Annotated in this window: 19 protein-coding genes; 8 read left to right on the top strand and 11 right to left on the bottom strand. The window is 66.0% G+C overall.

The window, feature by feature from the left end:
* Positions 1 to 8: 8 nt before the first annotated feature.
* Positions 9 to 2,579 carry a pyruvate, phosphate dikinase gene (ppdK, locus tag Rhe02_RS06455; RefSeq protein WP_203907152.1) on the bottom strand — a complete coding sequence of 857 codons (2,571 nt, stop codon included), beginning with the start codon at positions 2,577 to 2,579 and terminating at the stop codon, positions 9 to 11.
* A gap of 129 nt (positions 2,580 to 2,708) precedes the next feature.
* Here ppdK and Rhe02_RS06450 point away from each other — a divergent pair, with 129 nt between their 5' ends.
* Positions 2,709 to 3,335 carry a class I SAM-dependent methyltransferase gene (locus Rhe02_RS06450; protein ID WP_203907151.1) on the top strand — a complete coding sequence of 209 codons (627 nt, stop codon included), beginning with the start codon at positions 2,709 to 2,711 and terminating at the stop codon, positions 3,333 to 3,335.
* On the opposite strand, the gene Rhe02_RS06445 is transcribed toward Rhe02_RS06450, so the two are convergent.
* A complete protein-coding gene (locus Rhe02_RS06445) occupies positions 3,289 to 4,581 on the bottom strand; it encodes an acyltransferase family protein (protein ID WP_203907150.1) in 1,293 nt (430 codons plus the stop codon). The two genes, Rhe02_RS06450 and Rhe02_RS06445, sit on opposite strands and share 47 nt — an antisense overlap.
* 154 nt (positions 4,582 to 4,735) lie before the next feature.
* Here Rhe02_RS06445 and Rhe02_RS06440 point away from each other — a divergent pair, with 154 nt between their 5' ends.
* Positions 4,736 to 5,692, top strand: coding sequence for a hypothetical protein (locus Rhe02_RS06440; protein WP_203907149.1), 957 nt, complete (start codon positions 4,736 to 4,738; stop codon positions 5,690 to 5,692).
* Here Rhe02_RS06440 and Rhe02_RS06435 read toward each other — a convergent pair.
* The 6 genes from Rhe02_RS06435 to Rhe02_RS06410 all read right to left on the bottom strand — a co-directional run bounded on the left by Rhe02_RS06435 (position 5,670) and on the right by Rhe02_RS06410 (position 12,466).
* Positions 5,670 to 7,091 (bottom strand): DUF6025 family protein, encoded by a 1,422-nt coding sequence (locus tag Rhe02_RS06435; protein ID WP_203907148.1) that lies wholly within the window; start codon positions 7,089 to 7,091, stop codon positions 5,670 to 5,672. The two genes, Rhe02_RS06440 and Rhe02_RS06435, sit on opposite strands and share 23 nt — an antisense overlap.
* Positions 7,088 to 7,993 (bottom strand): citrate/2-methylcitrate synthase, encoded by a 906-nt coding sequence (locus Rhe02_RS06430; protein WP_203907147.1) that lies wholly within the window; start codon positions 7,991 to 7,993, stop codon positions 7,088 to 7,090. The genes Rhe02_RS06435 and Rhe02_RS06430 overlap by 4 nt, the downstream gene beginning before the upstream one ends.
* A 156-nt stretch (positions 7,994 to 8,149) precedes the next feature.
* Positions 8,150 to 9,697 (bottom strand): endolytic transglycosylase MltG, encoded by a 1,548-nt coding sequence (mltG, locus tag Rhe02_RS06425; RefSeq protein ID WP_203907146.1) that lies wholly within the window; start codon positions 9,695 to 9,697, stop codon positions 8,150 to 8,152.
* Positions 9,698 to 9,924: 227 nt separating this feature from the next.
* The gene (locus tag Rhe02_RS06420) at positions 9,925 to 10,554 is read right to left on the bottom strand and encodes a hypothetical protein (protein WP_203907145.1); all 630 of its coding nucleotides are present in this window, start codon (positions 10,552 to 10,554) and stop codon (positions 9,925 to 9,927) included.
* Positions 10,555 to 10,647: 93 nt separating this feature from the next.
* On the bottom strand, positions 10,648 to 11,211 hold the full coding sequence (locus Rhe02_RS06415; protein ID WP_203907144.1) for a hypothetical protein: 564 nt from the start codon (positions 11,209 to 11,211) through the stop codon (positions 10,648 to 10,650).
* Positions 11,212 to 11,284: 73 nt separating this feature from the next.
* The gene (locus tag Rhe02_RS06410; protein ID WP_203907143.1) at positions 11,285 to 12,466 is read right to left on the bottom strand and encodes an ROK family transcriptional regulator; all 1,182 of its coding nucleotides are present in this window, start codon (positions 12,464 to 12,466) and stop codon (positions 11,285 to 11,287) included.
* Between the two features lie 180 nt (positions 12,467 to 12,646).
* Here Rhe02_RS06410 and Rhe02_RS06405 point away from each other — a divergent pair, with 180 nt between their 5' ends.
* Both Rhe02_RS06405 and Rhe02_RS06400 read left to right on the top strand, forming a co-directional pair.
* Positions 12,647 to 13,381: a lytic polysaccharide monooxygenase gene (locus tag Rhe02_RS06405; RefSeq protein WP_203907142.1), complete on the top strand. Its 735-nt coding sequence runs from the start codon at positions 12,647 to 12,649 to the stop codon at positions 13,379 to 13,381.
* A 183-nt stretch (positions 13,382 to 13,564) separates the two neighbouring features.
* Positions 13,565 to 14,137, top strand: coding sequence for a DUF305 domain-containing protein (locus tag Rhe02_RS06400; protein WP_203907141.1), 573 nt, complete (start codon positions 13,565 to 13,567; stop codon positions 14,135 to 14,137).
* Positions 14,138 to 14,188: 51 nt separating this feature from the next.
* On the opposite strand, the gene Rhe02_RS06395 is transcribed toward Rhe02_RS06400, so the two are convergent.
* Entirely contained in the window at positions 14,189 to 15,586 is a 1,398-nt protein-coding gene (locus Rhe02_RS06395; protein WP_203907140.1) for a glycosyl hydrolase family 18 protein, read from the bottom strand.
* A 266-nt stretch (positions 15,587 to 15,852) separates the two neighbouring features.
* Here Rhe02_RS06395 and Rhe02_RS06390 point away from each other — a divergent pair, with 266 nt between their 5' ends.
* From Rhe02_RS06390 to dusB, 4 genes are all read left to right on the top strand, one after another.
* Positions 15,853 to 18,345, top strand: a complete 2,493-nt coding sequence (locus Rhe02_RS06390) for a glycoside hydrolase family 3 N-terminal domain-containing protein (protein WP_203907139.1) — start codon at positions 15,853 to 15,855, stop codon at positions 18,343 to 18,345.
* 2 nt (positions 18,346 to 18,347) lie between these two features.
* Complete coding sequence (locus tag Rhe02_RS06385) at positions 18,348 to 19,574, top strand: glycoside hydrolase family 16 protein (RefSeq protein WP_203907138.1); 1,227 nt, start codon at positions 18,348 to 18,350, stop codon at positions 19,572 to 19,574.
* Between the two features lie 286 nt (positions 19,575 to 19,860).
* Positions 19,861 to 21,450 (top strand): sialidase family protein, encoded by a 1,590-nt coding sequence (locus Rhe02_RS06380; protein WP_203907137.1) that lies wholly within the window; start codon positions 19,861 to 19,863, stop codon positions 21,448 to 21,450.
* Positions 21,451 to 21,506: 56 nt separating this feature from the next.
* Entirely contained in the window at positions 21,507 to 22,628 is a 1,122-nt protein-coding gene (gene dusB, locus Rhe02_RS06375; protein WP_275412595.1) for a tRNA dihydrouridine synthase DusB, read from the top strand.
* A 12-nt stretch (positions 22,629 to 22,640) separates the two neighbouring features.
* Here dusB and Rhe02_RS06370 read toward each other — a convergent pair whose 3' ends face one another.
* Together Rhe02_RS06370 and Rhe02_RS06365 are read right to left on the bottom strand one after the other, a co-directional pair.
* Positions 22,641 to 23,891 (bottom strand): ATP-binding protein, encoded by a 1,251-nt coding sequence (locus tag Rhe02_RS06370; RefSeq protein WP_203907135.1) that lies wholly within the window; start codon positions 23,889 to 23,891, stop codon positions 22,641 to 22,643.
* A 121-nt stretch (positions 23,892 to 24,012) separates the two neighbouring features.
* Complete coding sequence (locus Rhe02_RS06365) at positions 24,013 to 24,717, bottom strand: SDR family oxidoreductase (protein ID WP_203907134.1); 705 nt, start codon at positions 24,715 to 24,717, stop codon at positions 24,013 to 24,015.
* Positions 24,718 to 24,781 lie beyond the last annotated feature (64 nt).

Below are 24,781 nucleotides of genomic sequence, written 5' to 3'. Positions count from 1 at the left end.
GATAGAGACTATTCGTCAGATGTTCCGTCCGCCAGAACAACGGCACGTCCCGCCTCTAGACGCGCAATGGGAACACGGAACGGAGAACAGGACACATAGTCCAACCCGGACGTATGGAAGAAGTGCACCGATTCCGGGTCGCCGCCGTGCTCGCCACACACCCCGATCTTCAAGTCCGGCTTGACCGCACGGCCCTCGTCGACAGCCAGGCGCACCAGGCGGCCGATGCCGTCCCGGTCGAGGGTCTCGAAAGGAGACACCCCGAAGATGCCCAGCTCAAGGTAGCGGGCGAAGAACGTGCCTTCGACGTCGTCGCGCGAGAAACCCCAACCCATCTGGGTCAGATCGTTGGTGCCGAACGAGAAGAAGTCGGCCGCGTGAGCGATCTGGCCCGCGGTGAGCGCGGCCCGTGGCACCTCGATCATCGTGCCCACCGGCAGATGGTGCTCCAGGCCCTCGTCGACCATGATCGCGGTCGCCGCCGACCGCACCGCTTCCAGCTCTTGGACAGCGCCGACCAACGGCACCATGATCTCCGGCTGCGACCCCGGAACCTCAAGGTAGGCCTGGACAATCGCGCGGACCTGCATCTCGAACAGGCCGGGGATCACCAGCCCCAGGCGCACCCCGCGCAGGCCCAGCATCGGGTTCTGCTCATGCATCCGGCGCACCGCGCCGAGCAGCTCCTTGTCGTGCTCGTCGCCCTCGCCCGTGGCCACCTTCACCGCCAGTTCCTCAAGCGGTGGCAGGAACTCGTGCAGCGGCGGGTCGATCAGCCGGATGGTGACCGGCAACCCCTGCATGGCTCGGAAGATATCGGCGAAATCTTTGCGCTGCAACGGAAGCAGCGCGTCGAGCGCGGCTCGCTGCTCGGTGGCCGAGGTGGCCAGCACCAGGCGCTCGATCAGCGGACGGCGGTCGCCGAGGAACATGTGCTCGGTGCGGGTCAGGCCGACGCCCTGCGCGCCGAACCGGCGTGCCCTGGCGGCGTCCTCACCCGTGTCGGCGTTGGTGCGTACCTTGAGCCGGCGGACCCCGTCGGCGTGACGCATCAGCTTGTCCACCGCGGTCACCAGCGGGTCGGCTTCGGCATCGATGGTGCCGTCGAAGTATTGGACCACAGGCGAAGCCGACACCGGGATCTCGCCCAGATAGACCTTGCCCGTCGTGCCGTCGATGGAGATGACATCGCCTTCGCGCACGGTGGTCTCGCCGACGACGAAACTGTCCTCTCCCACCACGATGGAATCCGCGCCACAGACACACGTCTTGCCCATGCCGCGGGCCACCACCGCCGCGTGTGAGGTCTTGCCCCCGCGGCTGGTGAGAATGCCTTGGGACGCAATCATTCCGGGCAGATCGTCCGGGTTGGTCTCCCGGCGTACCAGGATCACCGGCTGTTTGGCCGCAACCGCGGCCGCCGAGGTGAACACGACCTTGCCGACGGCCGCGCCGGGCGAAGCGCCCACCCCGCTCGCCAGCGGCTCGGGACGCTCCGAGTCATCGAACCTGGGGAACATCAGCTGAGCCAGCCGCCCCCCGCTCACCCGGCGCAGCGCCTCATCCATATCGATGATGCCCTCTTCGACAAGGTGACAGGCGATGGTGAAGGCCGCCGCCGCGGTGCGCTTGCCGACCCGGGTCTGCAGCATCCACAGCTTGCCGCGCTCGACGGTGAACTCGATGTCGCACAGGTCGCGGTAGTTGGATTCCAGCGTGGACATGATGGTTTTGAGCTCTGCGAAACACTGCGCCGGCATCTTGTCCAGCTGCACGGTGTTGCGGATGCCGGCCACCACGTCCTCACCCTGGGCGTTGGCCAGGTAGTCGCCGTAGATGCCGCGATGACCGGTGGACGGGTCGCGGGTGAAGGCGACCCCGGTGCCGGAATCGGCGCTCAGGTTGCCGAAGACCATGGCCACGATGCTCACCGCGGTGCCCAGGTCGGCCGGAATGCGTTCCTGACGGCGGTAGATGATGGCCCGCTCGGTGTTCCACGAGTCGAAGACGGCCGCCGTGGCCATGTCCAGCTGCTCGCGCGGGTCCTGCGGGAAGTCGCGCCCGGTGTGCTCCCGGAAGATTTCTTTGTACCGGGTCACCAGCTCGCGAGGATCGGCCTTGTCGTCATGGGGAAAGCTCGGCACACCGCACACGGTCTTGCCGAACATCTGGATCAGGCGCCGGTAGGAATCCCACGCGAAGCGCTCGTTGCCACTGGTGGCGGCGAGCCCCACCACCGAGGCGTCGGTCAGCCCGACGTTGAGCACTGTCTCCATCATGCCGGGCATGGAGAACTTGCCTCCGGAACGCACCGACACCAGCAACGGGTTGGCCGGGTCACCCAGCTTTCGCCCCATCGAGCGCTCCAGTGCGCTCAGGTGCTCATCGACCTCTGCCTCCAGTGAAACCGGCGGCTTACCGTCGCGCAGGTAAACTCGGCACGCCTCGGTCGAGATGATGAAGCCCGGCGGCACGGGAAGCCCGAGCCGGACCATCTCGCAAAGGTTCGCGCCTTTGCCACCGAGGAGATCCTTCAGGCCCTTGTGGCCCTCGGAGAAGTCGTACACATACTTCGTCATCGAAGCACCTCCGAAAGTCAGTCTTTCGCGGGACGCTAAACGTTCGCTCAGGTATCGCGGGAGCAGTCGTGAGTTTTGGCACACTAATTGGCACCTGCGGTGTTCGTACCGTTTTCCGGGAGCGTTTCCATGCACACATTCGTGCTCGGCCAGACCAGGTTGACCACGCTCAGCTTTCTCCCTTCGATCCGGCTGCATCTCGCTGATGAGGTGATACCCGTGTGGGAGAGATCGGAACGTGACGCTCCTCCCTTCTGGGCCTTCGCGTGGGCAGGCGGTCAGGCGCTGGCGCGCTATCTGCTCGATCATCCCGAGCTGGTGAGCGGCCGCAGCGTGCTCGACCTCGCCTCCGGCTCGGGGCTGGTGGCCATCGCGGCCGCGCAGTGCGGCGCCGCTTCCGTGCTCGCCACCGAGATCGACCCCTACGCGATCGAGGCCATCAAGCTCAACGCGGCGGCCAACGGCGTGACCGTCCAGACCCATCTGGGCGACGTCCTCGACGACGAGCCGCCCGCGGCGCAGGTCGTGCTGGCCGGGGACGTGTTTTACAGCCGGGAAATGGCCGCTGCCGTGCTCGCTTTCCTTCGCCGCTGCAGCTCAGAGCTGGTGCTCGTGGGCGATCCGCGCCGCGCCTATGCGCCGTCGGAGGGCTTCGAACGCATCGCCGACTACGAAGTGCCGGTCAACCGGGACATCGAGGACCTCGATGTCAAACAAGCTCATGTGCTGCGGGCTGTTCCACCCGCGGCCGGATGACGGGCGCCGGCGCGAGGCGGTAGCGGTCCCGCGCCCAGCGGGACACCCGGCGGCCCAGCTTCTGCGCGGGCAGCTCCACGAACGTGTACAGAAGATGGCTTATCCCGAGCGTGATGGCCAGCCACATCAGCATCGTGAGCGGGCGCGCGCCCGGGACGGTGACGGGCAGCGGCGGCACCGCCACCATGATCGCCCAATGGCTCAGGTAGACCGAATAGCTGATGCGCCCGAGCCACTGCAGCGTCTCGGGCCACCGCACTCGATCACGCAACGCGTAAGCGATCATGAAGAGCGCGATCGCCGTCCATACGGCGACCGATTCGGTCCACCACGTGCCGCCCAGCCAGGTGCCGGCCCCTTCACCCCAGGCCACGTAATAGCGGTAGAAGGCGATGGTGTCGCAGATGGCCACCACCGGCACGGTCAGCCAGGCGACCCAGACCGGGATCTGCCCGCTGGAAGCCCGGAAGATCACCGTCCCGGTGAACATCAGCGACAGGAAGATCACGGCCTGGTACAGCGGCCATGACCGGTTGAGGAAGAGCATCACCGCGACGAAGCCGACGAGGCCCGCATAGAGGGCCATCTTGCGGTTGACAGCGAATATGGCGGCGATTCCGGCGACCATCCCGGCGATCACCAGCACCCGGACCGGGTTACCCACGTGGTTGGGGTCGCTGGCGGCCTGCGGGGTCAGCGCCGAATCGGTGAGGAAGGTGTCCGCGGCGAACAGCGCGAAGGCACCGAGGAACAGCGCGATGCCCGCTGAGGCCTTGCGGAACTTGGTGACGAACAGAACCGAGGTCAGCGCGTAGAAGCAGATCTCGAAGGGCAGGGTCCAGGCCGGTGAGAGCAGATGCGGCGCCCCGATGAAGTTGGTCAGCAGCGTCGCGTTGCCGATCAGCACCACCCACGGGTACTTGAAGATCCAATCGGGCAGGCTGAACAGACCGAGCGACCAGAGCACAGCCACCGTGCCCGACAGCAGCCAGAACAGCGGTACCAGCCGGAAGAAACGCCCGATCCAGAACTCGACCAGCGAGCCGCGCCTTTCCAGCGAGGCGGGAATGATGAAGCCGCTGACGATGAAGAAGAGCATCACGCCGAAGCTGCCGAAGTTGAGCAGGCTGTGCGAGACCCACCAGAATTGCGGCGAGCCCAGTGCCATGTTTCCCAGGTGATAAAGGGCGACGAGCAATGCCGCGATTCCCCGCAGAACATCGAGAAATCCCAGTCTGTTAACCATGCTGGGATGCGGCGATGCCGCTGCGGGTTGGGAGATCATGGAGCCTTTTCCGCCGGGAGTTATGGGTCAAGGCGAGTCAGGCTATCAGCTTTCCGGACGAGGTATGAAAGATGACATTGCCTTGGCCTGCCAAGGCTGGGTAGCGTGGGGTGTCGTGAACCACCCCATGACCCTGCGTGATCTTATCGCCACAAATATCCGCAGACTTCGATCCGGAACCAGCGTCCAGCACGAAGATGTGGCCCGTGCCGCTACGCACTTCGGTCTGGAGTGGACGGCAGCCTGGGTGTCAGCAGTGGAGCGGGGGCAGAAAGCGCTCACCGCCGAGCAGCTGATAGCCCTGCCACTGGTGCTCACCACGGCGCTGCAACACCGGGTCAGCCTCTCCGACCTCCTGCTCGGCGAAGGCTCGCTGCACCTGGGCAAGCCGATCCCCGGCACCACGCTGAGCACCTACTACCTTCGCGAAATCATCACCGCGAGCCCGTTCCGGCGATCCTTCCTCGACTTTGACAAGGCCGAGCTGGAAGCGCAGATGCTGGCGGCGGAGCAGAGCGCAGCCGCGGCCGCGGCCGAGAAGATGCGGGAGATCACCCGCGCCAACCTCGGCGACGTGGACATCCGGGCGCTCAAACGGGCCGAGGAGGGCGCGACCGCCCACGAGTCGAAGCTGGCCAAGAAACTCGAAGTGCCCGAGATCGTGGTGATCGCGGCGGCCGCCAGCCTGTGGGGACGTTCGCTCACCGAGGAACGCGACGCGCTGCTGCAGCCCGACGAAGGGATCCCGGCGCCCAAACCAGCCGTGATCATGCGCAAGCTGACCAACCTCATCCAGGACAAGCTGGAGGAGGCGGCGGCGCAGGCCCAGGCGGCCGAAGCGGAGAAGCCACTGCGCGAGCTGGCCAACTCCAACAGCATGACCGCCGCCTATCCGGTGATCGCCAGTGCGAACACGCCGGGACGCGTCGAGCCGGAGGACGAGTTCGACTCCGAATTCGGTGACGACTTCGACGACGAGCTGGCCATCGAGTCGCCGAGCACAGATTTCCTCGACGACGAAACCGAGACCGAAAACGCCGACGACGCCGTCAGTTCTCTGACCACGCGTTGAAAAGGGTGGCCACGGCCAGCCCTGCCTGCCGCAAAGTGAGCGCCCGGACCTCGACCTGCTCGATGGTCTGGGCGGCCACCTCGCCCCGCCCGTGCGGCGCCACCGAGGTCTTGCCGCTGAACTTGCCGCGGTAGAAGCCGGAAACCGCGTCGGCGCGATCCCATTGCTGGAACACCGCCACCGCCTCGTCGAACGTGGCGTCGTCGGGCAGTGTGCCCAGCCGATGGAAGAAGGGTGCCAGCCAGGCCACATCGAGCGGCTTGGCGGTCGAGGGCATCAGAATGAGCGGCGCGAGCGGCAGCATCACGTAGGCCAGCGCGGGCAGATCATTTGCCTGCGCCAGCGCGGTCACGGTCAGCCTGGTCAGCTGCTGATATCCCTTGCCGGCAAAGGCCCCCGGCCGCACCGGCGGGAACCCGCCCTGATTCAGCGCGCCCCACTCCACCAGCATGGCGAAGGGCACCGGCTGCGAGTAGGGATCGGCGGCTGCGCCCGGCGAAGAGGCGCCCAGGTAGCCGATGAGAGCCTTGCCCAGCCGCGTCGACAGCAGCGGAGTGACCTCGGGAGCGCGGCGCACCAAGGTTTCCGCGATGTCCGCTTGGGCCACCACCTGATAGGGCAGCAGGCAGCGATCCGTGAGCAGCTCAGCCTCTCCGATCTTCTCCCAGGTCACCCCCTCGTCGGCGGACTGGACGAAGACCGAGCCGTCGCGGCGCACCCGCAGCGGGCAAATCGAGGCGTCGCGCCGCACCCCCCGCCCGAACAGCCAGGTGATGTCGCCACCGGCGGACTCGTCGGCCGCCTTGTCCCACAACCGGGTCAGCCATTGCCTTACCAGGGCGTGGTGCTGCCAGAACAGGTCGCCCTCGTCGAGCACGGACACCGGCGCGTGCAGCCGGGTCTGTTCGCCGTGCAGATGCACCAGGTTGACCGGACCGACCCCGATGCGGCCCCAGGTCCACGGCACGAAGCGGGGCAGCCGCGGATCCAGGTCCTGCCAGCCCACCAGCGGCGAGGTGAGCACGAGCGACTGCAGCACGCCGCTTTGATAGACCGAGCCGGGCCGGTACACGGTGTCGCCCGCGCTCAGATCGCTGGTTTCGGTGCGGGTCAACGAGTGGATCACCGGCCGGGCCACGCCGAGGTCGGCCGTGGCAGCCCGGTTGTAGGCCAGCAGCGGAGAGCGGCCGGACCAGATCGAGGCCCAGTTGCCGATGCGCCCGCTGCGCATCGGCTGCAGCCACTCGTGATGCCGGACCGCGTCGAGTAACCGTCCTACTTGGACATTCGAGTCGCCCGGATTCACCCCGGCGTAGTAACGCTCCTTGGTGGCCAGCCGCTCGATGATCTCAGGCGAGAACAGGCCCGCGTCCTCCAGGAACAGGGCCACGTCGGTCATGCCGCCCCTCCCAGCTCGTCATCGATGTCGGCCAGCCAGCCCGCGACGCGCGACACCGCCGACAGCGGCACCACCAGGTCGTCGAGCAGTCCCAGGCGCTGCGCGAGCGCGATGGCGTAACCGTTGATCCCCGGGTCGGCGCCGAAACGGGCCAGCTCCTCCAGGATCGCCAGGGTGGGCGTCGGCCCGAGCTCCTGGGTGGCCGCCTTGATATGGCGAGCCCTGGGATCCTCGTTGGCGAAGGCCGGGATCCGTTTCGCCCGGAGGTACTCCTCGACCCGGGCGGGCTCGCCGATCTCGTCCACCATCGCCAGGAACCGCTCGGTGGGGCCCTTGGTCAGGCCGTCGAGGGCGCCGACCGCGGAGCTGATCGCCGAATACACGTCCGCCTGGGTCTTGGCCACCACCCGCGCAGTGAAAGCCGCCGCGCCGGCGCCGCTCTCGGCCTGGGTGATCAACAGCAGATCGGTCAGGTGCGCCCTGCGCTCGTCGTGCTCCAGGCCGAGCATGGCCAACAGGTTTCTTGAATAACCAAATCCTGTGTCGGGTACCGGCAAAGGCAGCCCCAAGCGGAATGCGTGGTGTGTCGCGATGATGACCGGCAGCCGGGCGAAAAGCCGTTCCCGTGCGTCGATGCGCTCAGCGCGATCGGCCTTCTGCTCCTGCACCGCGCCCAGCGCGCAGATCGCGGTGCGAAGCACCGTCATCGGCCGCGCGTGGCGCAGGATCCGGATCAACTCGATCACTTGCAGTGGCAACGTTCTGGCTTTGGCCAGCCGCGTGCGGAAGGCGATCAGCTCGGAACGTTTGGGGATGTGCTTGTAGAGCAACAGATACGCCGCCTCCTCAAAGGTGGCGTCACCGGCCAGGACAAGGTCCGGGATCGTCGTCTCCGCAGTCATCGCGGTGCCTCCCAACGCACTGAACGGCTGGCCGGGGGCAAGGGCGGCCAGCCGGTCTCAAGCAAGTTAGACAAGGATCTCTGGACAACGGGTGGACGCAGGCTCGCGAAAGCGGCCCGCGACCTGGTGGTCGCGGGCCGCTGGGGAAGCGGGGAATCAGCAGGAGCTGGAGGCGAGGACGCCGTTGCGCACAGCTTCCTCGTTGTCCTTGCAGAACTGCGTGTAGGTCTCGGAGAACTTGGAGTGGCCGTCTTTGTTGATGGCCACGAAGTAGTACCACTTGCCCTCGGTCGGGCTGGCCGCGGCTTCCAGCGCCAGTTTGCCCGGATTGTTGATGGGGGTGGGCACCAGACCGTTGGCGTTGCGGTTGTACGGGTTGGCCGGGTCGGTCAGCTCTTTTTGGGTGAAGTCCTTGGAGGCCTTGGGCGGCAGTCCCTTGAGCTCGAGCGAGTAGTTGACCGTCACGTCGAACTGGAGGCATGCACAGCTCTGCTCGGGTTTGCGCAGGTACACCTTGTTATAGGCGACCCGCGCCACTTTGCCCAGATCGTCTTTGTTACCCGCTTCGGCCTGAGCCAGCGAGGCGACGATCAAACCCTGATACGGCGAAACCTTGGCGTTGCTGGCGAACTTCTCCACGAAGCCGATCTGCTTGGCGACGTCCATGAACCGCTTGACCATGACCTCGAGCACGGCCTTGGCGGTCGCCTTGGGCGGGAACTCGTAGGTGTCGGGGAAGAGGAAGCCCTCGATGGAACGCGTCGTGCTGGTCTTGCCGTCCTTACGCACGAACCAGCTCTCCGGCACGCCAAGCGCCACCGGGTCGGCCGCGGCGGCCTTGAAGTCGGCCTCCGGCAGCTTGAGCTTCTCCGCCAGCAGCTTGTAGATCTTGAAGGTGCTCAAGCCCTCGGGAATGGTGATTCCCGCTTTGACGCGGCTCTCCGGTTTGAGCAGCAGGGCCATCGCGGCGGCCGCGCTCATCTCCTTGCGCAGCTTGTAGGTGCCCGGCTGGATCCTGTCCGCGTCGTCGCGATTGCGGTCGCAGGCCTCGACGAAGGCCTTCGCGCTCTTGATGACGCCGGCGTCGAAGAGCACCTTGGCCATCTGCGTGCCGCTGGCGCCATTCTTGATCTCGATGGTGACCTCGCCCTGACCCTCGCCTTCGAAGTCGGGGGTGGTCAGCATTTCGGCCACCTTCGAATAGCCGAAGTATCCGCCGCCGCCGCAGATCAGCAGGACGACAGCCATGGCTATCAGGAAGCCCTTGCCCTTCTTCTTCTTTTTCTTCTTTTTCTTGCTTCCGCTACGGGTCTGGGTGGGAGTGTTGCCGCCGCCGTAGACATGTCCGTTCGGGTCTTGCTGATAACCCGGGTCGTAGCCCTGGTCGTATTCGGGTCCGTAGGGCTGGTCGTAGCCGGGATATCCGGGCTGGCCACCGTAGTTGGGGTCGTATCCGGTGCCATAACCCTGTCCGTAGCCCTGCCCATAACCCGGCTCGTAGGCGGGCTGCTGACCCCATCCGGGCTGGTTTGGCGGCGGGTAACCGTAATGTGGGTTTTGCGGCGCGCCGTTCGGATACCCCCAACCCGGTTGCTGTGGTTGGCTGTTCCATTGCTGCACTGGCACACCAGCCTCTCGCCGGCGACGGCGATGCCGATTACGATCATCGTCTTCGTAGGCGAAGTCGAGGTCGTTCATCATCATCTATGGCCCTCCGGCAGGTCGCACGTTTCGCTAGAGCCTAGGTGGTGGCCTGGGCAGCCTCAACCTCAGGCGGCTCTTCAGAACCCTCAATTCGGCTTTTTTCCCTGCGATGAGCTGGGCATTCCGTTCCAATCAGTTGTTCGCGATCACCGGCTTGGCGAAGATACATCCACCGATTGGCTGTTGCATGGGGTGGCACAAGCACTACCGACCGCTGTCGCGGCTCGCTAAGACTTGGTTTCGACCGCCCCGCGGATCGCGGCCAGCTCCTTCACCAGATCGCCGGCCTCGTGGTTGTACCACAGGACGATGACCATATAGTTCTTCACTGCCCAGCCGCACAGCCCAGACGGCATGTCCAGAAGCTGCACGTCACCGCAGCGCGCCTCGCCGCCCAGGTCGCCCTGAACCGGCATCTCGGTCACCAGCAAGGGCTGGCCCTGGATGTCGCGCGCGGTCTGATTGAGGCTGCGCTCCAGGTCGACCGAAGCGGTGCTGAAGTCGACCCCCACCAGGTAAATCTTGTCCTTCTTGGCGTCCGGGGTGCCGTAGTAGGCGACGAACACCGAGCTCGCGGTGGGAGTGCCGGCCTTGACCGCGGCTACGGCGTCGGCGACAAGCTTGGTGTGGGTGGAATCGGTGATTTTCGCGCGGCTGCCAAGCTTCTGCGGCGCGCTGATTCCGGTCACCTGCGGGGCCTTCGACTGGGTCACCGGCATGGGCGGAATCCCTTGGGCGCTCGGGCCGGAACTGGCCGGGGCCTCAGGCGGAGTCGTCGCCGTGCACGCGGCGGTGATGGCGGCCAGCGCCACCACCGCCACCAGGAACAGACGTCGTCCAGGTCGGCTTGTGTTCATGCTCTCCCCCGCTAAAGAAATTTGGCCAAAGGACAGCAGTCTTACCGAGCGTCACCGGCAACCGCAATGGCCGGACGGCCACAACCGCCCCGCCTATGCCCTGACCTCGACCTCGTCCCGGATAGCCGGTAGCTCCGCCACCAACTCGGTGACCGTGTGCTCGTACCACGCTACGAAGACCATGTGATGCGGGAGCTGCCAGCCGCAGAGGGCCTCCCCGGAATCCGGCAGCTTTACCATGCCGCACTTGGCTTTCCCGCCGCGCCCACCTTGGTCGGGCAGCACGGTGTCGGTCAGCTCACCTTTTTGAGGCCACCCGGCGACATCGGCAAGGATCAGCTCGAACTCGTCGTAGGTGAAGACGCGCTTCGCCACGTGCACGTGCAGACGCATCCTGTCACCGCCCGGATCAGCTGTTCCGTAGTAAGCGTGCGTGGTGACAATTTCAAAAGGGCTCTCCACGGAGACAGGGGTGTCCCAGGGAGGGGCAGCTTCGGTTCGGATAGACCGCTCGCCGAGCCGCGCGGGCACCTGAACCCCTTTCACCGTGGGGAAGGGGGTTGTCGATACCTCTGAGGGCCGGGCCTTGCTCGCGCAGCCGGCCATCGCCAGGGCAGTCACCACCGTCACCGCGAAGCGCACCCATCTGCTTGTCATTGCTTCCCCCGAGTCGATTCCACAAAGGAGGCAGTCTGCCCGGCGCGTAATCCCGGCGCAAGCACGGTGCTCGCTACCGCTGGGGACGGCCACCGTTGGCGAGGAGCTTGGCGACGGGCAGGGTGGCCGCGCCGAGAGCGACCGCGTCCGGGCCGAGGCGGCACAGCTCGATGGAGACCTGTTCGAAGGGCCGCCGCAACGCATGCTCGGCCGCGGCGGCGCGGATCTGCGGCAGGTGCCGCCCGCCCAGGGCGAGACCGGCCCAGCCGCCGAGGATGATGCGCTCAGGGTTGAACAGGTTGATGAGGGTGGCTATGCCGGCCCCGAGATAGCCGGCGGTTTCGGTGAGCACCACCTGCGCCGCCCGCGAGGACCCGGCGTCGGCCTCGGCCAGCAGGTTGCCGATCGCCGACTCTTCGTCCACTCCGGACGCTGCCCGGCCGCGGTTGGCCTCGCGGAACCGATCGAGGATGCCCTCGGCGCCCACATAGGCTTCCAGACAGCCGCGCGCTCCGCACCGGCACAGCCTTCCGCCGTAGACGATGGTGGTGTGGCCCCACTCCCCCGCACTGCTGCGGGCGCCCAAATAGCTCACGCCATCGGCGACCACGGAAGCGCCAACGCCGGAACCGACCAACGCGATCACCGCGTGCTGCGCGCCACGGCCGGCCCCGAACCACATTTCGGCCTGCCCCAACGTTTTCGCGCCGTTGTCGATGTGAATCGGCATCGAGATCTCCTCCCGCAGCATGGCCCGCAACGGAAGTCCTTCCCAGCCCAGGGACTGGGCGTGGACCAGCCCGTCCTCGCCCTGGTCCACCACGCCCGGCACGGCCACCCCGATGCCCAGCACCCGGGCCGCGTCGACCCCGGCCTGCGCTACCACCGCGCCGATTCCGGCCAGCACGTGAGCGGTCATCCGATCCGGGGTGAGGGTGGCCCGCTCGATCGGATATTCCGCCTTGGCCAGTGCGGCCATGGCCATGTCGAAAAGCTCCACCGACACCCGCGTCTCCCCCACGTCGACGCCGATGACGTGGCCGAAGCCGGGGCTCTGGCGCAGCAGCACGCGCGGGCGGCCACCGTCGGACTCGACCGAGCCGGCCTCCTCGACGAGGCCCTCTTCCAGAAACTCGGCGACGAGGGTGCTGACGCTGGCCGGCGACAGCGAGGTCAGCTGGGTCAGCTCATGGCGGCTGAGCGGACCATCCAAATAGATCCGTGACAGCACCATGGCGCGATTGCTCCGGCGCATGTCGCGAACAGTCGCCCGTCTTGCTCCTGACTGCCGATCCATCTATTTAGATTACAAAATAAGTCCCGAAAAAGGTGCCACCTGAAGCTTTCGTTAAGACTATTTACTGTAACGACTACTTACTTTAATATTCGTCTACATCCATCACTACATCCCGCGTCGAGAAGCGAGGAGTAGCCCATGCGAAGACGGGTAACCATTCCCATCGTGTCGGTGGCAGCAATCCTGGGTTCGTTCCTGGTGGCCACCGAAGCCCAGGCGCACGGATACATCTCATCGCCGCCCAGCAGGCAGGCGATGTGTGCGCAGGGCCGGGTCGCCAACTGTGGCGACATCATCTACGAGCCCCAAAGCGTGGAGGCGCCAAAGGGTTCCATGCAGTGCAATGGCAGCGGAAGCCGATTCGCCGTGCTGAACGACGAATCCAAGGGCTGGCCGGCCACCTCGGTCGGCAACAACGTCAGCTTCAACTGGGTGCTCACCGCCCGGCATCGCACCCTGAACTGGGAGTACTTTGTCGGCAGCACCCGCATCGCCGTGTTCAACGACAACGGCGCCCAGCCCGGGGCCACGGTGTCGCACAATGTCAGCCTGGGCGGCCGTACCGGCCGGATCAAAGTGCTGGCGCGGTGGAACATCTACGACACGGCAATGGCGTTCTACTCCTGCGTCGACCTGCAGGTAGGCGGGGGCGGAACACCTCCCACCACGCCGCCGCCGAGCAGCCCGCCGCCCAACAGCCCGCCGCCGCCGAGCAGCCCGCCGCCAGCCGGTGGGACGTGGGCGCCTAACACGGCCTACTCGGTCGGCAGCACGGTCACCTATGGTGGCGCAAGCTATCGGTGCATCCAGGCCCACACCTCCCTGCCGGGTTGGGAACCGCCCAACGTTCCGGCGTTGTGGACCAGGATCTAACACCAAACCCGGGTCCGCGCCTTGGCGCATTGGACCAAGGACCTCACCCGGCGGCCCGCCAACACCGCGGATCCGCCAAGGGAGAGCTCCAAGGTCCAGGCGCGGACCCGCCTCCTGTCCGCCAAGGACCTCACCGGCGGCCACCCGCACCGCGGATCCGCCTTGTCCGCAAGGAGATACGCGATGTTGCGACGCTCGATGCTGGCCGCGGCCGTGCTGCTGGCCCTCGCCGGGTGTGACAGCCGGGGCCCGACCGGCCAGCCCGCCGTGGTGAGCCCGGCTGTCGACAATGGACAGTTCAACGCCACCGACGTGATGTTCGTGCAGATGATGGTGGAACACAACGCCCCCGCCACCGCGATGCTGCGCCTGGTCCAGGAGCGCACGGCGAGCAAGGAGCTCAAGACCCTGGCCGCGGCGGTCGAGGTGACCCAGGCCGATGAGGTCAAGTCCATGCTCGACTGGCTGCGCAACTGGGATCAGCCCACGGTCGCGCCCAGCATGCCCGAGGCCCACTCCGAACACGCCGGCATGCCCGCCACGGGCGAAGCGGAACTCAAGGCGCTCAAGGATTCGCCCGCCACGACCTTTGACAAGACATTCCTGAACCTGTTCATCGGCCACCAGCATCAGGCGGTGGAGTTCGCCCGGATGGAGATCCGTGGTGGGGTCAGCCCGGCCGCGGTCCAGCTGGCCCATCGCGTAGACCAGTCGCGGCGCGCGCAGATAGAGATGATGCTGAAGATGGCCGCCTAACCGGCCGGGCCCCTTCCCATGGGAGAGGGCCCGGCCGGCCTGATGCGGTCGTCAGGCGGGAAGCGTCCATTGCTGGTTGGCGCTGCCGGCACAGTCCCAGATCTGCAGGCGGGTACCGTCTGCGCTACTGGGCCCGGTCGCGTCCAGACACCTACCGGAAAGCGGGTTTCGCAGGGTGCGGTTGCTTTGGTACTGCCAGACCTGGGCTCCGGTCCCATTGCAGTCCCATAGCTGAATCTTGGTGCCGTTGGCGGTGCCGGCGCTGGTGATGTCCATGCACTTGCCCAGCGCGCGGATGGTGCCGTCGGTGCCCACCGTCCAGCTCTGAGCGGTGGTGCCGTTGCAGGTCCACAACTGGATCGCGGTGCCGTTGGCAGTGCTGGCCGCCGACACGTCGATGCACTTGCCGCCGTAGCCGGTGATGGCGCCGGCACCCGGGCCGGGCCCAGGGCCGCCGCCGCCCATCACGGTCTCGAAAATGGCGCTGACGAGCGACGTGGACGTGTTGGTGTCGTTGGACAACTCCCAGTTCATCATGCCGCCGGCGTTGGCCTTGGCCCACGTCGTCTTGGACCTGATGGTGGGCAGCCCGTTGTAGCACTGCTGTGCGCCCTGGTAGGTGGTGCAGTCACGGTTGGCGTTGGCCGGGTCGGCCGCGACCAGGGTGGCGTAGGGAACGCCGCCGGGACGGCTGTAGAACGGCACACCCACCACAGCCTTGCTGGCCGGCAACCCGCGGCTCTTCCAGAAGTTGATGTTGTCGATCGTCCACTGGTAGTTGGCGTGCGGGCTGCCGCCGTCGTAGGTCATGATGTTCAGCCAGTCCACGGCGGAGAAGACCGCGGGCTGGATGCCGTTCGCCGTCCCGCCACCGGAGACGACAGCGGCCGTGAGCAGCTTGCCCCGGCTGTGCATGGCGGTGCTGAGCTGCTGCATCATGGCGGTGTAGTTGTTGCCTGACGTGCCTGGGTCCGGGTACTCCCAGTCGATGTCGACACCGTCCAACCCGTACTGGTTCACGAGGTTGACCAATGCGTTGACGAACGTGGTGCGGGCGGTGGCGTTGCCGGCCAACGCTTCGAAGGCCGAGTCGTTGCCGTCGTTCCAGCCGCCGACCGCGATCAGCACGCGCACGTTGTTGGCGTGGCCCAGCGAGACCAGCGACGAGAGCTTGGACGGGTTGTCCAGGCCCTGCAGTGTGCCGTTGGCGTTGGGCAGGATGAACGAGTAGTTGATGTGGGTGACTTTGCTGTACTGGATGCTGTTGACGCTGCCCGCCCAGGACGGCATGTAGCCAACGTTCTTGAAGCCGTTGGGAAGCACGACGGCCTGGGCGGGGGTGGCTGTAGCGAGGGCTGCTACCGAGCCGGTGGTGGCGGTGATCAGAGCCAGCACGGCGGTAGCCCAGCGGGGACGCCGCTGACGCGGCTGAGCGGGGCTTGCTGACATTGAGGGATCCTTCCAGTGGGATATTTCCATGGATGGTAAAGTTTAAGAAACCTTATTATTAGAGTCAATAAAAGTCTTGAAGGGAGCGCTCTCTCCTTTGACCTGCAAGCCTTTACCTGGCATTACTTTTTCTGCGCCTTACATTGACTTATGTACGAACTTGACAATAGGTTGGGATCGATTCCTTGCGGATGGGCGCTGACCTTATGCTCCCGCGCGCTCCGCACGCAGCCGCCCCATCCGCGCTACGACAGGAGGACTCTGCAATGGATATCCGCACTGCGAGCCACGGGTGGCGGACGCCGCGCGTGCTGGCCGGCGTCTGCGCCGGCGCGCTCGTCGCCGCGCTGTTACCGGGGCAGGCGTCTGCGGCTCAACCTGAGATCACGGTGGCTACCAACCAAGTCACCTACTTTGGCACCGAGGGTGGCTCGGCCCGCGTCGGAGTCACCGTCACCACCGGGGACGGCCAGGCGCTGGCCGTCGCCGAAACCGTTGCCTATGCGACCGGCGACGGCAGCGCGGTCTCCGGCGCCGACTACACGCCGGCCTCGGGCCAGCTGACCTTCGCCGCCGGAACACCATCGGGCACCACGAAATGGTTCGAGGTCGCGCTGCGCCGGGACGGCCAGATCGAGACGGCCGAAACAATTCCGCTCACCTTCACCCCGGCCACCGCCAAACCGGCCTCGGTCGTCATCAACGCCAACGGCATGGCCTATCTCAACTCTCGCCTTCCCGTCGAGTGGCGGGTGGCCGACCTGGTGCGCCGGATGACGCTGCAGGAGAAGATCGGCCAGATGACACAGGCCGAGCGGGGCATGGTCTTCGACAACCCCGACCTCATCGAGCAGTGGATGCTGGGCTCGGTGCTCTCCGGCGGCGGCTCCACCCCGCCCACCAACACCCCCGAAGCCTGGCTGACTATGGTCAACCGGTTCCAGGCCGAGGCGATGAGCACCCGGCTGCAGATCCCGATGATCTATGGCATCGACGCCGTACACGGGCATGGAAACGTATACGGCGCAACGATTTTCCCGCACAACATCGGCCTGGGCGCAACCCGCGACCCGAAACTGATGGAGCAGATCGGCGAGGCGACCGCGGCCGAGGTGCGCGCCACCGGAATTCCTTGGGACTTCTCGCCCTGCATCTGCATCTCGCGCGACGAACGCTGGGGCCGCACCTATGAGAGCCTGAGCGAGGATCCGTCGGTGGCCATCAAGCTGGCATCCATCATCGACGGAATGCAGGGCCGCCTGGGCGACCCGAGCCGCGTCCTGGCCACCGCCAAGCACTACGCGGGCGACGGCGACACCGAGTTCGACACCGCCGCGGCAGAGTTCAACGTCGGCCGGCCATGGTACGAGCAGCGCTACACCATCGATCAGGGCATCACCGTGACGAGCCGTCAGGACTTCGCTCGCCTGGACTTCTCGCCCTACCCGCCGGCCATCAAGGAGCACAAGGTGGGCAGCGTCATGCCCTCCTTCTCCAGCATCGACTGGACCGAGGACGGCGTGGGCAACCCCACCAAGATGCACGCCAACCGTGAGCTCATCACCGATCTGCTCAAGGACCGCACCAACTTCCGCGGCTTCGTCATCTCCGACTGGGAGGGCATCCACCAGATCCCCGACCCGGCCGAGCCCACCAACGGTGGCCTGACCGCTTACAAGGTAAGGGTGGGCGTGAACGCCGGCACCGACATGTTCATGGAGCCCAACACCGCCAAGCAGTTCGAGGATCTGCTCCTGGCCGAGGTGCAGGCGGGCCGGGTGAGCCAGTCGCGTATCGACGACGCGGTGCGCCGGATCCTGCGCAAGAAGTTCGAACTGGGCCTGTTCGAGCGGCCGTTCGCGCCGACGGACAAGGTGGGCGAGGTCGGCAGCGCCGCGCATCGCGCCCTGGCCCGCGAAGCGGTCGCCAAATCACAGGTGCTGCTGAAGAACAGCGGCGGGCTGCTTCCGTTGTCGCGCAACGCCCATCTCTACGTGGCCGGCCGCAACGCCGACAACCTGGGCAACCAGACCGGCGGCTGGACCATCCAGTGGCAGGGTGTCTCCGGGGACCCCACTGTCGGTACCACCATATTGGAAGGTATTAGGCAGGTGGCCCCAAGTGCGACCGTGACCTACAGCGCGGACGCCTCGGCCCCGATATCGGCCGGCGACATCGGCGTGGTGGTGGTCGGTGAGACGCCATACGCCGAGGGCTTCGGCGACGTTTCCGGCCCCGAATGCGGCTTCTGCACGCCGGAGCAACTGGAGGAGAAGTCGTTGTCGCTTCAGGCCGGCGACAAGGCGGTCATCGATCGGGTGTGCGGCGCGGTGAGCAGGTGCGTGGTGCTCGTGGTCTCCGGCCGCCCGCAGGTGCTGACCGACCAAATTGGACAGATTGACGCGCTCGTGGCCTCATGGCTTCCGGGCAGCGAGGGCGCCGGCGTGGCCGACGTGCTCTTCGGCCGGCGTCCGTTGACCGGCCGGCTTTCCATGACCTGGCCTCGTTCCGTGGCCCAGGTTCCCATCAACGTCGGCGACGCGTCCTACGATCCGCTGTTCCCCTTCGGGTGGGGGTTGCGGACGGGAGGACACCACGCCGTGGGCGACGACGCCCGCGACGCTGCTGAGCAAGCCGTGCTGTCCGGCCAGGCGCCCTCTGGCTGGGCAAAGCTCTTCGCCGAAGCCGATCGCGCTTCGCTCAGCGATGATCCCGCAACCGCCGTCACGCTCCTGGCGCGGGTGGCAGGAAAGGAATAACCATGAAAATCCGCTCCCTCCTCGGGGTGCTGGTGCTCGCGATACCGCTCGCGGTGACGCAGGCAGCAGCCCCGGCGGCCGCGGCGATCGGCGGACTCACCTGGTCCGACGAGTTCAACGCGGGCGCCGGGACCCCACCCAACTCCGGACGCTGGGCTTACGACGTCGGCGGCGGGGGCTGGGGTAATCAGCAGCTGGAGTACGACACGTCCAGCACCAACAACGTCGCCCACGATGGCGCGGGCAACCTCGTCATCACCGCCCGCCGCGAAAACGCCGGCTTGAACTGCTGGTACGGCCCGTGCCAGTACACGTCGGCACGCATCAAGACCCAGGGCAAGTTCACGCAACGCTACGGCCGCTTCGAAGCGCGGATGCGAATCCCGCGCGGGCAAGGCATCTGGCCCGCGTTCTGGATGCTGGGCGACAACATCGGTTCGGTCGGCTGGCCCAACAGCGGCGAGATCGACATCATGGAGAACATCGGCCGCGAGCCGAACACGGTGCACGGCAGCCTGCACGGGCCGGGCTATTCCGGCGGCAACCCGCTGACGGGCCAGTACGGCATCGGCAGCCCGTTCGCCAACGGGTTCCACACCTTCGCCGTCGACTGGGGCCCAACCTTCGTCACCTGGTACGTCGATGGCGTGGCCTACCAGACGAAGACCTCCGCACAGACCAACGGCAACCCGTGGGTCTTCGACCACCCGTTCTTCATCATCCTGAACGTGGCGGTCGGCGGGACCTGGCCCGGTTCGCCCGACGGCTCGTCGACCTACCCGCAGACGATGGCCATCGACTATCTGCGCGTCTACGCGTGGACCGATGGCGGCGGAGGCGGCGGCCGGGTCGGCCCGATCGTGGGTCTGGCCAACAAGTGTGTCGACGTCTCGGGATCCGGTACGGCCAACGGCACGGCCATCCAGCTGTGGACGTGCAACGGCACCGGCGCCCAAAACTGGACGATCGGCACCGACGGCACCATCCGCGCCCTGGGCAAGTGCATGGACATCACCAGCGGCGGCACGGCCAACGGCACGAAAGTTCAGCTGTGGGACTGCAATGGGACCGGCGCGCAGGTATGGCAATACCAAGCGAACCGAACCCTGCGGAACCCGCAGTCCGGCAGATGCCTTGACGCCACCGGCAACAGCTCAGCAGACGGCACGCGCCTGCAGATCTGGGACTGCGCCGGCAGCGCCAACCAGCAGTTCAACCTTCCGGCCTAATGGTCTGAGGTGGAGGCCGGGCTCAGGCTCGGCCTCCACATGACAGAACTGTCATCTATCAGAAAGTGATCTTCATCGAATTCTAGGGTTGGCCTGATCCCATCTCTGAGAGGAGTAGGCCTTGCCTATCGGGAGGAAGCTGGGTCCGCTGGCTCTGATCGCGGCATTGACCCTGTTATCCGGACAAGCAGTGACGGCCGCACCCGTGTCGGCCACCCCCAACGCCAAACACCAAAGGCCCGCGCCGGTCGATCCGGCCGCCCGGTCGTCGCAGCACCGTCAAGCGGTGGCTGAGGCTCCGGCGCGCAACGTGCCGAACGAACTGCTCTATGACCTGCTGCAGGAAGGCGAGGACGAGGGCAACGGCGAGGAGCCCAACCTGACCGCGCTGTGCGTGGACTATCTGGGCCATCCCAACCCCTACGGCAATCCCGCCCCCAACGTCGACATGATCCACGGTGACACCACCGTGCCCGTCGGCACCCAAACCGGGTGCCAGACCGCACAGAACGAGACATCTATAGCAGTCAACCCGTTCAATCCGCGGAACCTCGTCGCGGGCGCCAACGACTACCGGGGATTCAACTCGCGCGAGAACCGCAACGACGGCACCGGCGTGGCGTACACCACCATGGACGGCGGCAGAACGTGGACCAATGTCGTCCTGCCACATCTGACCTTCCAGACTGGCTCCTCCGGCCAGCTGGCGCTGATGGACTCGGCGGGAGACCCGGCCCTGGCGATCGGCCCGCTCAACACGGTCTACTACGCCAATATCGTGTTCAGCCGGCTTGAGGACGCCAACGGCCTGACCGTCTCCGTCTCCCACGACGGCGGCCTGCACTTCGACGAGCCTGTCATCGTGCAGCTCGACGGCGTGGCCGCGGATGGCAGCCCGGTCGACACCGACATCTTCAACGACAAGGAATGGATCGCCGCCGACCCGTTCTCCGGCACCGTCTACCTGACGTGGACCCGGTTCGACGGCAACGTCGAGTCACCGATCATGATGAAGAAGTCCACCGACTTCGGGCGCACCTGGGGACCCGCGGTGCGGGTGGCCCCCTCGCTGACCGGATTCCATGGCGGGATAACGCCTTTCAATCAGGGCTCCATCCCGTTGGTAGGCAACGACGGCACCCTCTACATCGCTTACGAGGCGTCGGTTTGCGCCACCCTCAACTGTGACAACCCGGCCGACCACGATGCGATCGTGGTGGCGACCTCCAAGAACGGCGGAAAGACCTTCAAGAATGTCGAAGTCGCGCTCGACTTCGACTTCCCGCCCAACGAGGATGTCGGCCGGTCCACGCTGACCGGGCAGAACTTCCGGATCAACAGCTTCCCGCAGATGGCCTACGACCGGGTCACCGGGCGCCTCTGGGTCACCTGGGCCGACGACCGCAATGGCACCTACTCGGGCGGCTCCTCGGTGAAGACCAACGGCGACAACTTCGTGGTCAGCTCCACCGACGGCAGGAACTGGAGCGCGCCGGTCAAGGTCGGCACCGCTGCCGACGAGGTCTACCCGGCCGTCGCCGCGTTCGCCGGACGCGTCGCGGTCTCCTACTACACCCGCGTTTACGACCCCAACGGGATCGGCCTGGACTACGCGATGAACGTGGGCTGGGGCAACGCCGTCGCCAGCGCGCCTATCCAGCGCATCACCACGGCCACGCAGAACCCGCAGGTGCAGTTCGTCGGGGTCGGCCTGGAGACCGGGAACACCCTTCAGGGCGTGTTCACCGGCGACTACACCGCCATCGCCATGGGCGCCGACTTCCAGCTGCACCCATGCTGGACGGACTTCCGCGGCAACCCCGGCCTCAACACCCCCAACCAAGACGCTTACACCCAATCGATATCGGCGTTCTGACGCACCACCACCTCGGGCGGGCGTCCCGGCCCGCCCGATGTGTCATCCTTGCTTGCGTGACTTTGACGCTGGGAACCTTCGCGGTGGATCCGCCCGTGGTGCTCGCACCCATGGCCGGCATCACCAATGTCGCGTTCCGCCAGCTCTGTCGCGAGCAGGGCGCAGGCATCTACGTCTGCGAGATGATCACCACGGTCGCCCTTGCTGTGCGCAACCCGAAAACCGACAAAATGATCGAGTTCGCGCCCGACGAGAACCCCCGCAGCATGCAGCTCTACGGCGTCGACCCGGCGATCACCGCCAAAGCGGTGCGGCGGGTGGTCGACGAGAATCTCGCCGACCACATCGACCTCAATTTCGGTTGCAGCGTAAGGAAAATCACCAGCAAGGGCGGCGGCTCTGCCATCCCGTGGAAGCGCAACCTGTTCGGCGCCATCGTCAAGGCCGCCGTCGACACGGCCGCGCCGGCCGGGATCCCGGTCACCGTCAAGATGCGCAAGGGCATCGACGACGATCACCTCACCTACCTCGACGCCGGGCGGGTCGCCCAGGAAGCCGGGGCCAAGTGGGTCGCCCTGCACGCCCGCACCGCCGCCCAGCGCTACTCCGGCGAGGCCGACTGGGAGGCCATCGCCCTGCTCAAGCAGGCCCTCGACATCCCCGTGCTGGGCAACGGGGACATCTGGGAGGCCGATGACGCTCTTCGCATGGTGCGCGAAACCGGATGCGACGGGGTCGTGGTCGGCCGCGGCTGCCTCGGGCGCCCGTGGCTTTTCGCCGACCTGCAGGCCGCCTTCGCCGGCCGCCCCTCCCGGGCGATGCCCAACCTCGGCGAGGTGGCCGCCGTCATGCGCCGCCACGCCACGCTGCTGTCGCAGTGGTGGAACGCGGAACGCGAGGGCGTCACCGATTTTCGCAAGCATGTGGCCTGGTACCTGAAGGGCTTCCCGGTCGGATCCGAGCTGCGCCGCGCCATGGCCATGGCCTCCTCACTGTCCGAATTGGACGATCTGCTCGGCAAGCTCGACCACGACGCGCCCTTCCCCCTGGCCAACCTGGGCCAGCCGCGCGGCCGTACCAACTCCCCCGGAAAAGTCTTCCTCCCCCACAACTGGCTGGAGGACCGCGACGACTGCACCGTCCCCCAAGACGCCGAACACGACGACTCCGGCGGCTAGATCGTTGGCCGCTCAGGCGCGGGCATCGGTGGTCCAGAGTGCCGATATTGGAAGGCATGCCAGGCCGTCCCCGAAACTGAGGGAATCGCTTCCGCAGTATAGGACGTAGCCGGCTCGGAAGTGCGCGCCGAGCCTTCGCTGTAGATGCCTTAGCCCATTGAAGTCCTCAGCTCTAATGGTTTCGGACGCCTTCACCTCAATGCCTATTACGTACCCAGCGTTGTCCTCCAGGATGGCGTCCACTTCGTACTGATCGCGATCGCGGTAGTGGTAGAGACGGGCTTTGGCGTTGGACCACGTCAGCTGACGGGCGAGTTCGCTTAACACGAAACCCTCCAGCAGTCCCCCAACCGGCGGCTCCGCCACAGCACCTGTGGCAACACTGGCGGCAAGCCCGGAGTCGACAAAGATGAGCTTCGGTGCACCGATGGCTCTGGCCGTGGCGCCTGAAGACCACGCAGGAATTAGGCGAACCAGATAGATGGTCTCCAAGATTTCCACATAGCTCCGCACGGTAGGTGCGGTAATACTCAAATCATTGGCCAGGCGAGAGAAGTTCACGAGGCCACCGGTTTGCGCTGCCAGAAGCGCAATCAGGCGGCGCATGTCGCCAGCCCGCTCAATATCGGCGACCTGCTGCACGTCGCGGGTAATCACGTCGGCCAGATAGGCCTCAAAGAACCTCTCACGTCGTCGCGGCGTCGCCCGCCGCACAGCGTCTGGGAAGCCCCCACGCATGAGTCGCTGCAAGTAATCCGCACGCCGGAGTTCGTGCGGATCCGCTCTCAGGTCACCACCTATTGCGAAAGCCGCGTCCACGAATCCATCTGGGCCTCCGTCGATCTCTCCTTGAGATAGTGGCCACAGCTCGATGGTCTCCGATCGGCCCGGCAGCGCATCTGGCAAACTTCGCAGACTCAGCAGCCGCGCTGAGCCAGTTAAGAGGAAGCGGCCAGGTCTAGGCTCCCGGTCGACAAGGTTTTTGATGGCCAGCCAGAGGTCGGGTACCCGCTGCACCTCGTCGATCAGCATGAGATCGTCGTGGCGGATAAAACGAACTGGGTCCGCCGCTGCTGCGGCGCGGGTACCTGGATCATCGAGGAATCGCGCTTGTCCACCGTTTGACTGGCGCAGGACGACCTCTGCCAGGGTGCTTTTGCCCACCTGACGAGCGCCATTTACGACGACAACCCGTGTGTCCGTGAGCGCCTCCATCACCAGGTCTGAAGCGCGCCGGGGCACGTATTCTAGGCCCTTTCGCATGCCCAAACGATAACAGATACTTTAGATCTGCCGAGACAGTCGCTTTAGATCTGCCGACCTCATGCTTTAGATCTGCCGGCATGAGGCCGGTCACGACACCGCGCACCACGCTGACGCTGTGTTACCAGGGCAGGGTTCCGGTGTCGTCGACGAAGGCGCCGGTGGGGCCGTCCGGGCCCAGGTTGGCCATCTGGACGGCGATTTGGGCGCCCTGTTCAGGCGTGCGGTAGCCGCTGTTGTTGTTGAGGTCGGTGGCGCAATAGCCGGGGCTGACCGCGTTCACTTTGATCGGGGTGTCCTTGAGTTCCTTGGCGTATTGCATGGTGGCCATGTTGAGCGCCGACTTCGAGGCGGGGTAGGCCACCCCGTTGAGCATGTACAGCGGATTGGCCGGGTCGGTCATCAGGGCGATGGAGCCGACGTCGCTGGAGACGTTGACTATTCGCCCGGCCGAGGATCGGCGCAGCAGCGGCAGCAAGGCATTGGTCAATGCGACGATGCCGAAGAGGTTGGTCTCAAACGTGGTTCTCAGCGCGTCGAGGGTGGATTGGCTGGCCGGCCCGTCCCAGACACCGATGGCGGCGTTGTTGACAAGGATGTCCAGTACCCCCCAAGTGTCGTCAATCTCCTTGGCCGCCGCCGAGATGGACGCCGCGTCGGTGACGTCGAGCTGCAGAAACCTCGCGTTGATCCGTTCTGCGGCGGCCCGGCCGCGCCCCTCGTCACGGGCCCCCACCAGCACCGTGTGGCCCTGATCCGCGAGCAGTCGCGCCGTCTCGAATCCGATGCCCTTGTTGGCACCGGTCACCAAAGCAATTTTTGTCATACGGGTACGGTGCCCGCCCCGCCCTCGCCCCGGAAGGCCCGGTTCATCCTGGGACTGCCGATCC

Origin of the sequence: Rhizocola hellebori, from assembly GCF_016862955.1 — a bacterium.
Taxonomy (GTDB): Bacteria; Actinomycetota; Actinomycetes; order Mycobacteriales; family Micromonosporaceae; genus Rhizocola; species Rhizocola hellebori.
This window is presented reverse-complemented; position numbering and strand designations above follow the sequence as displayed.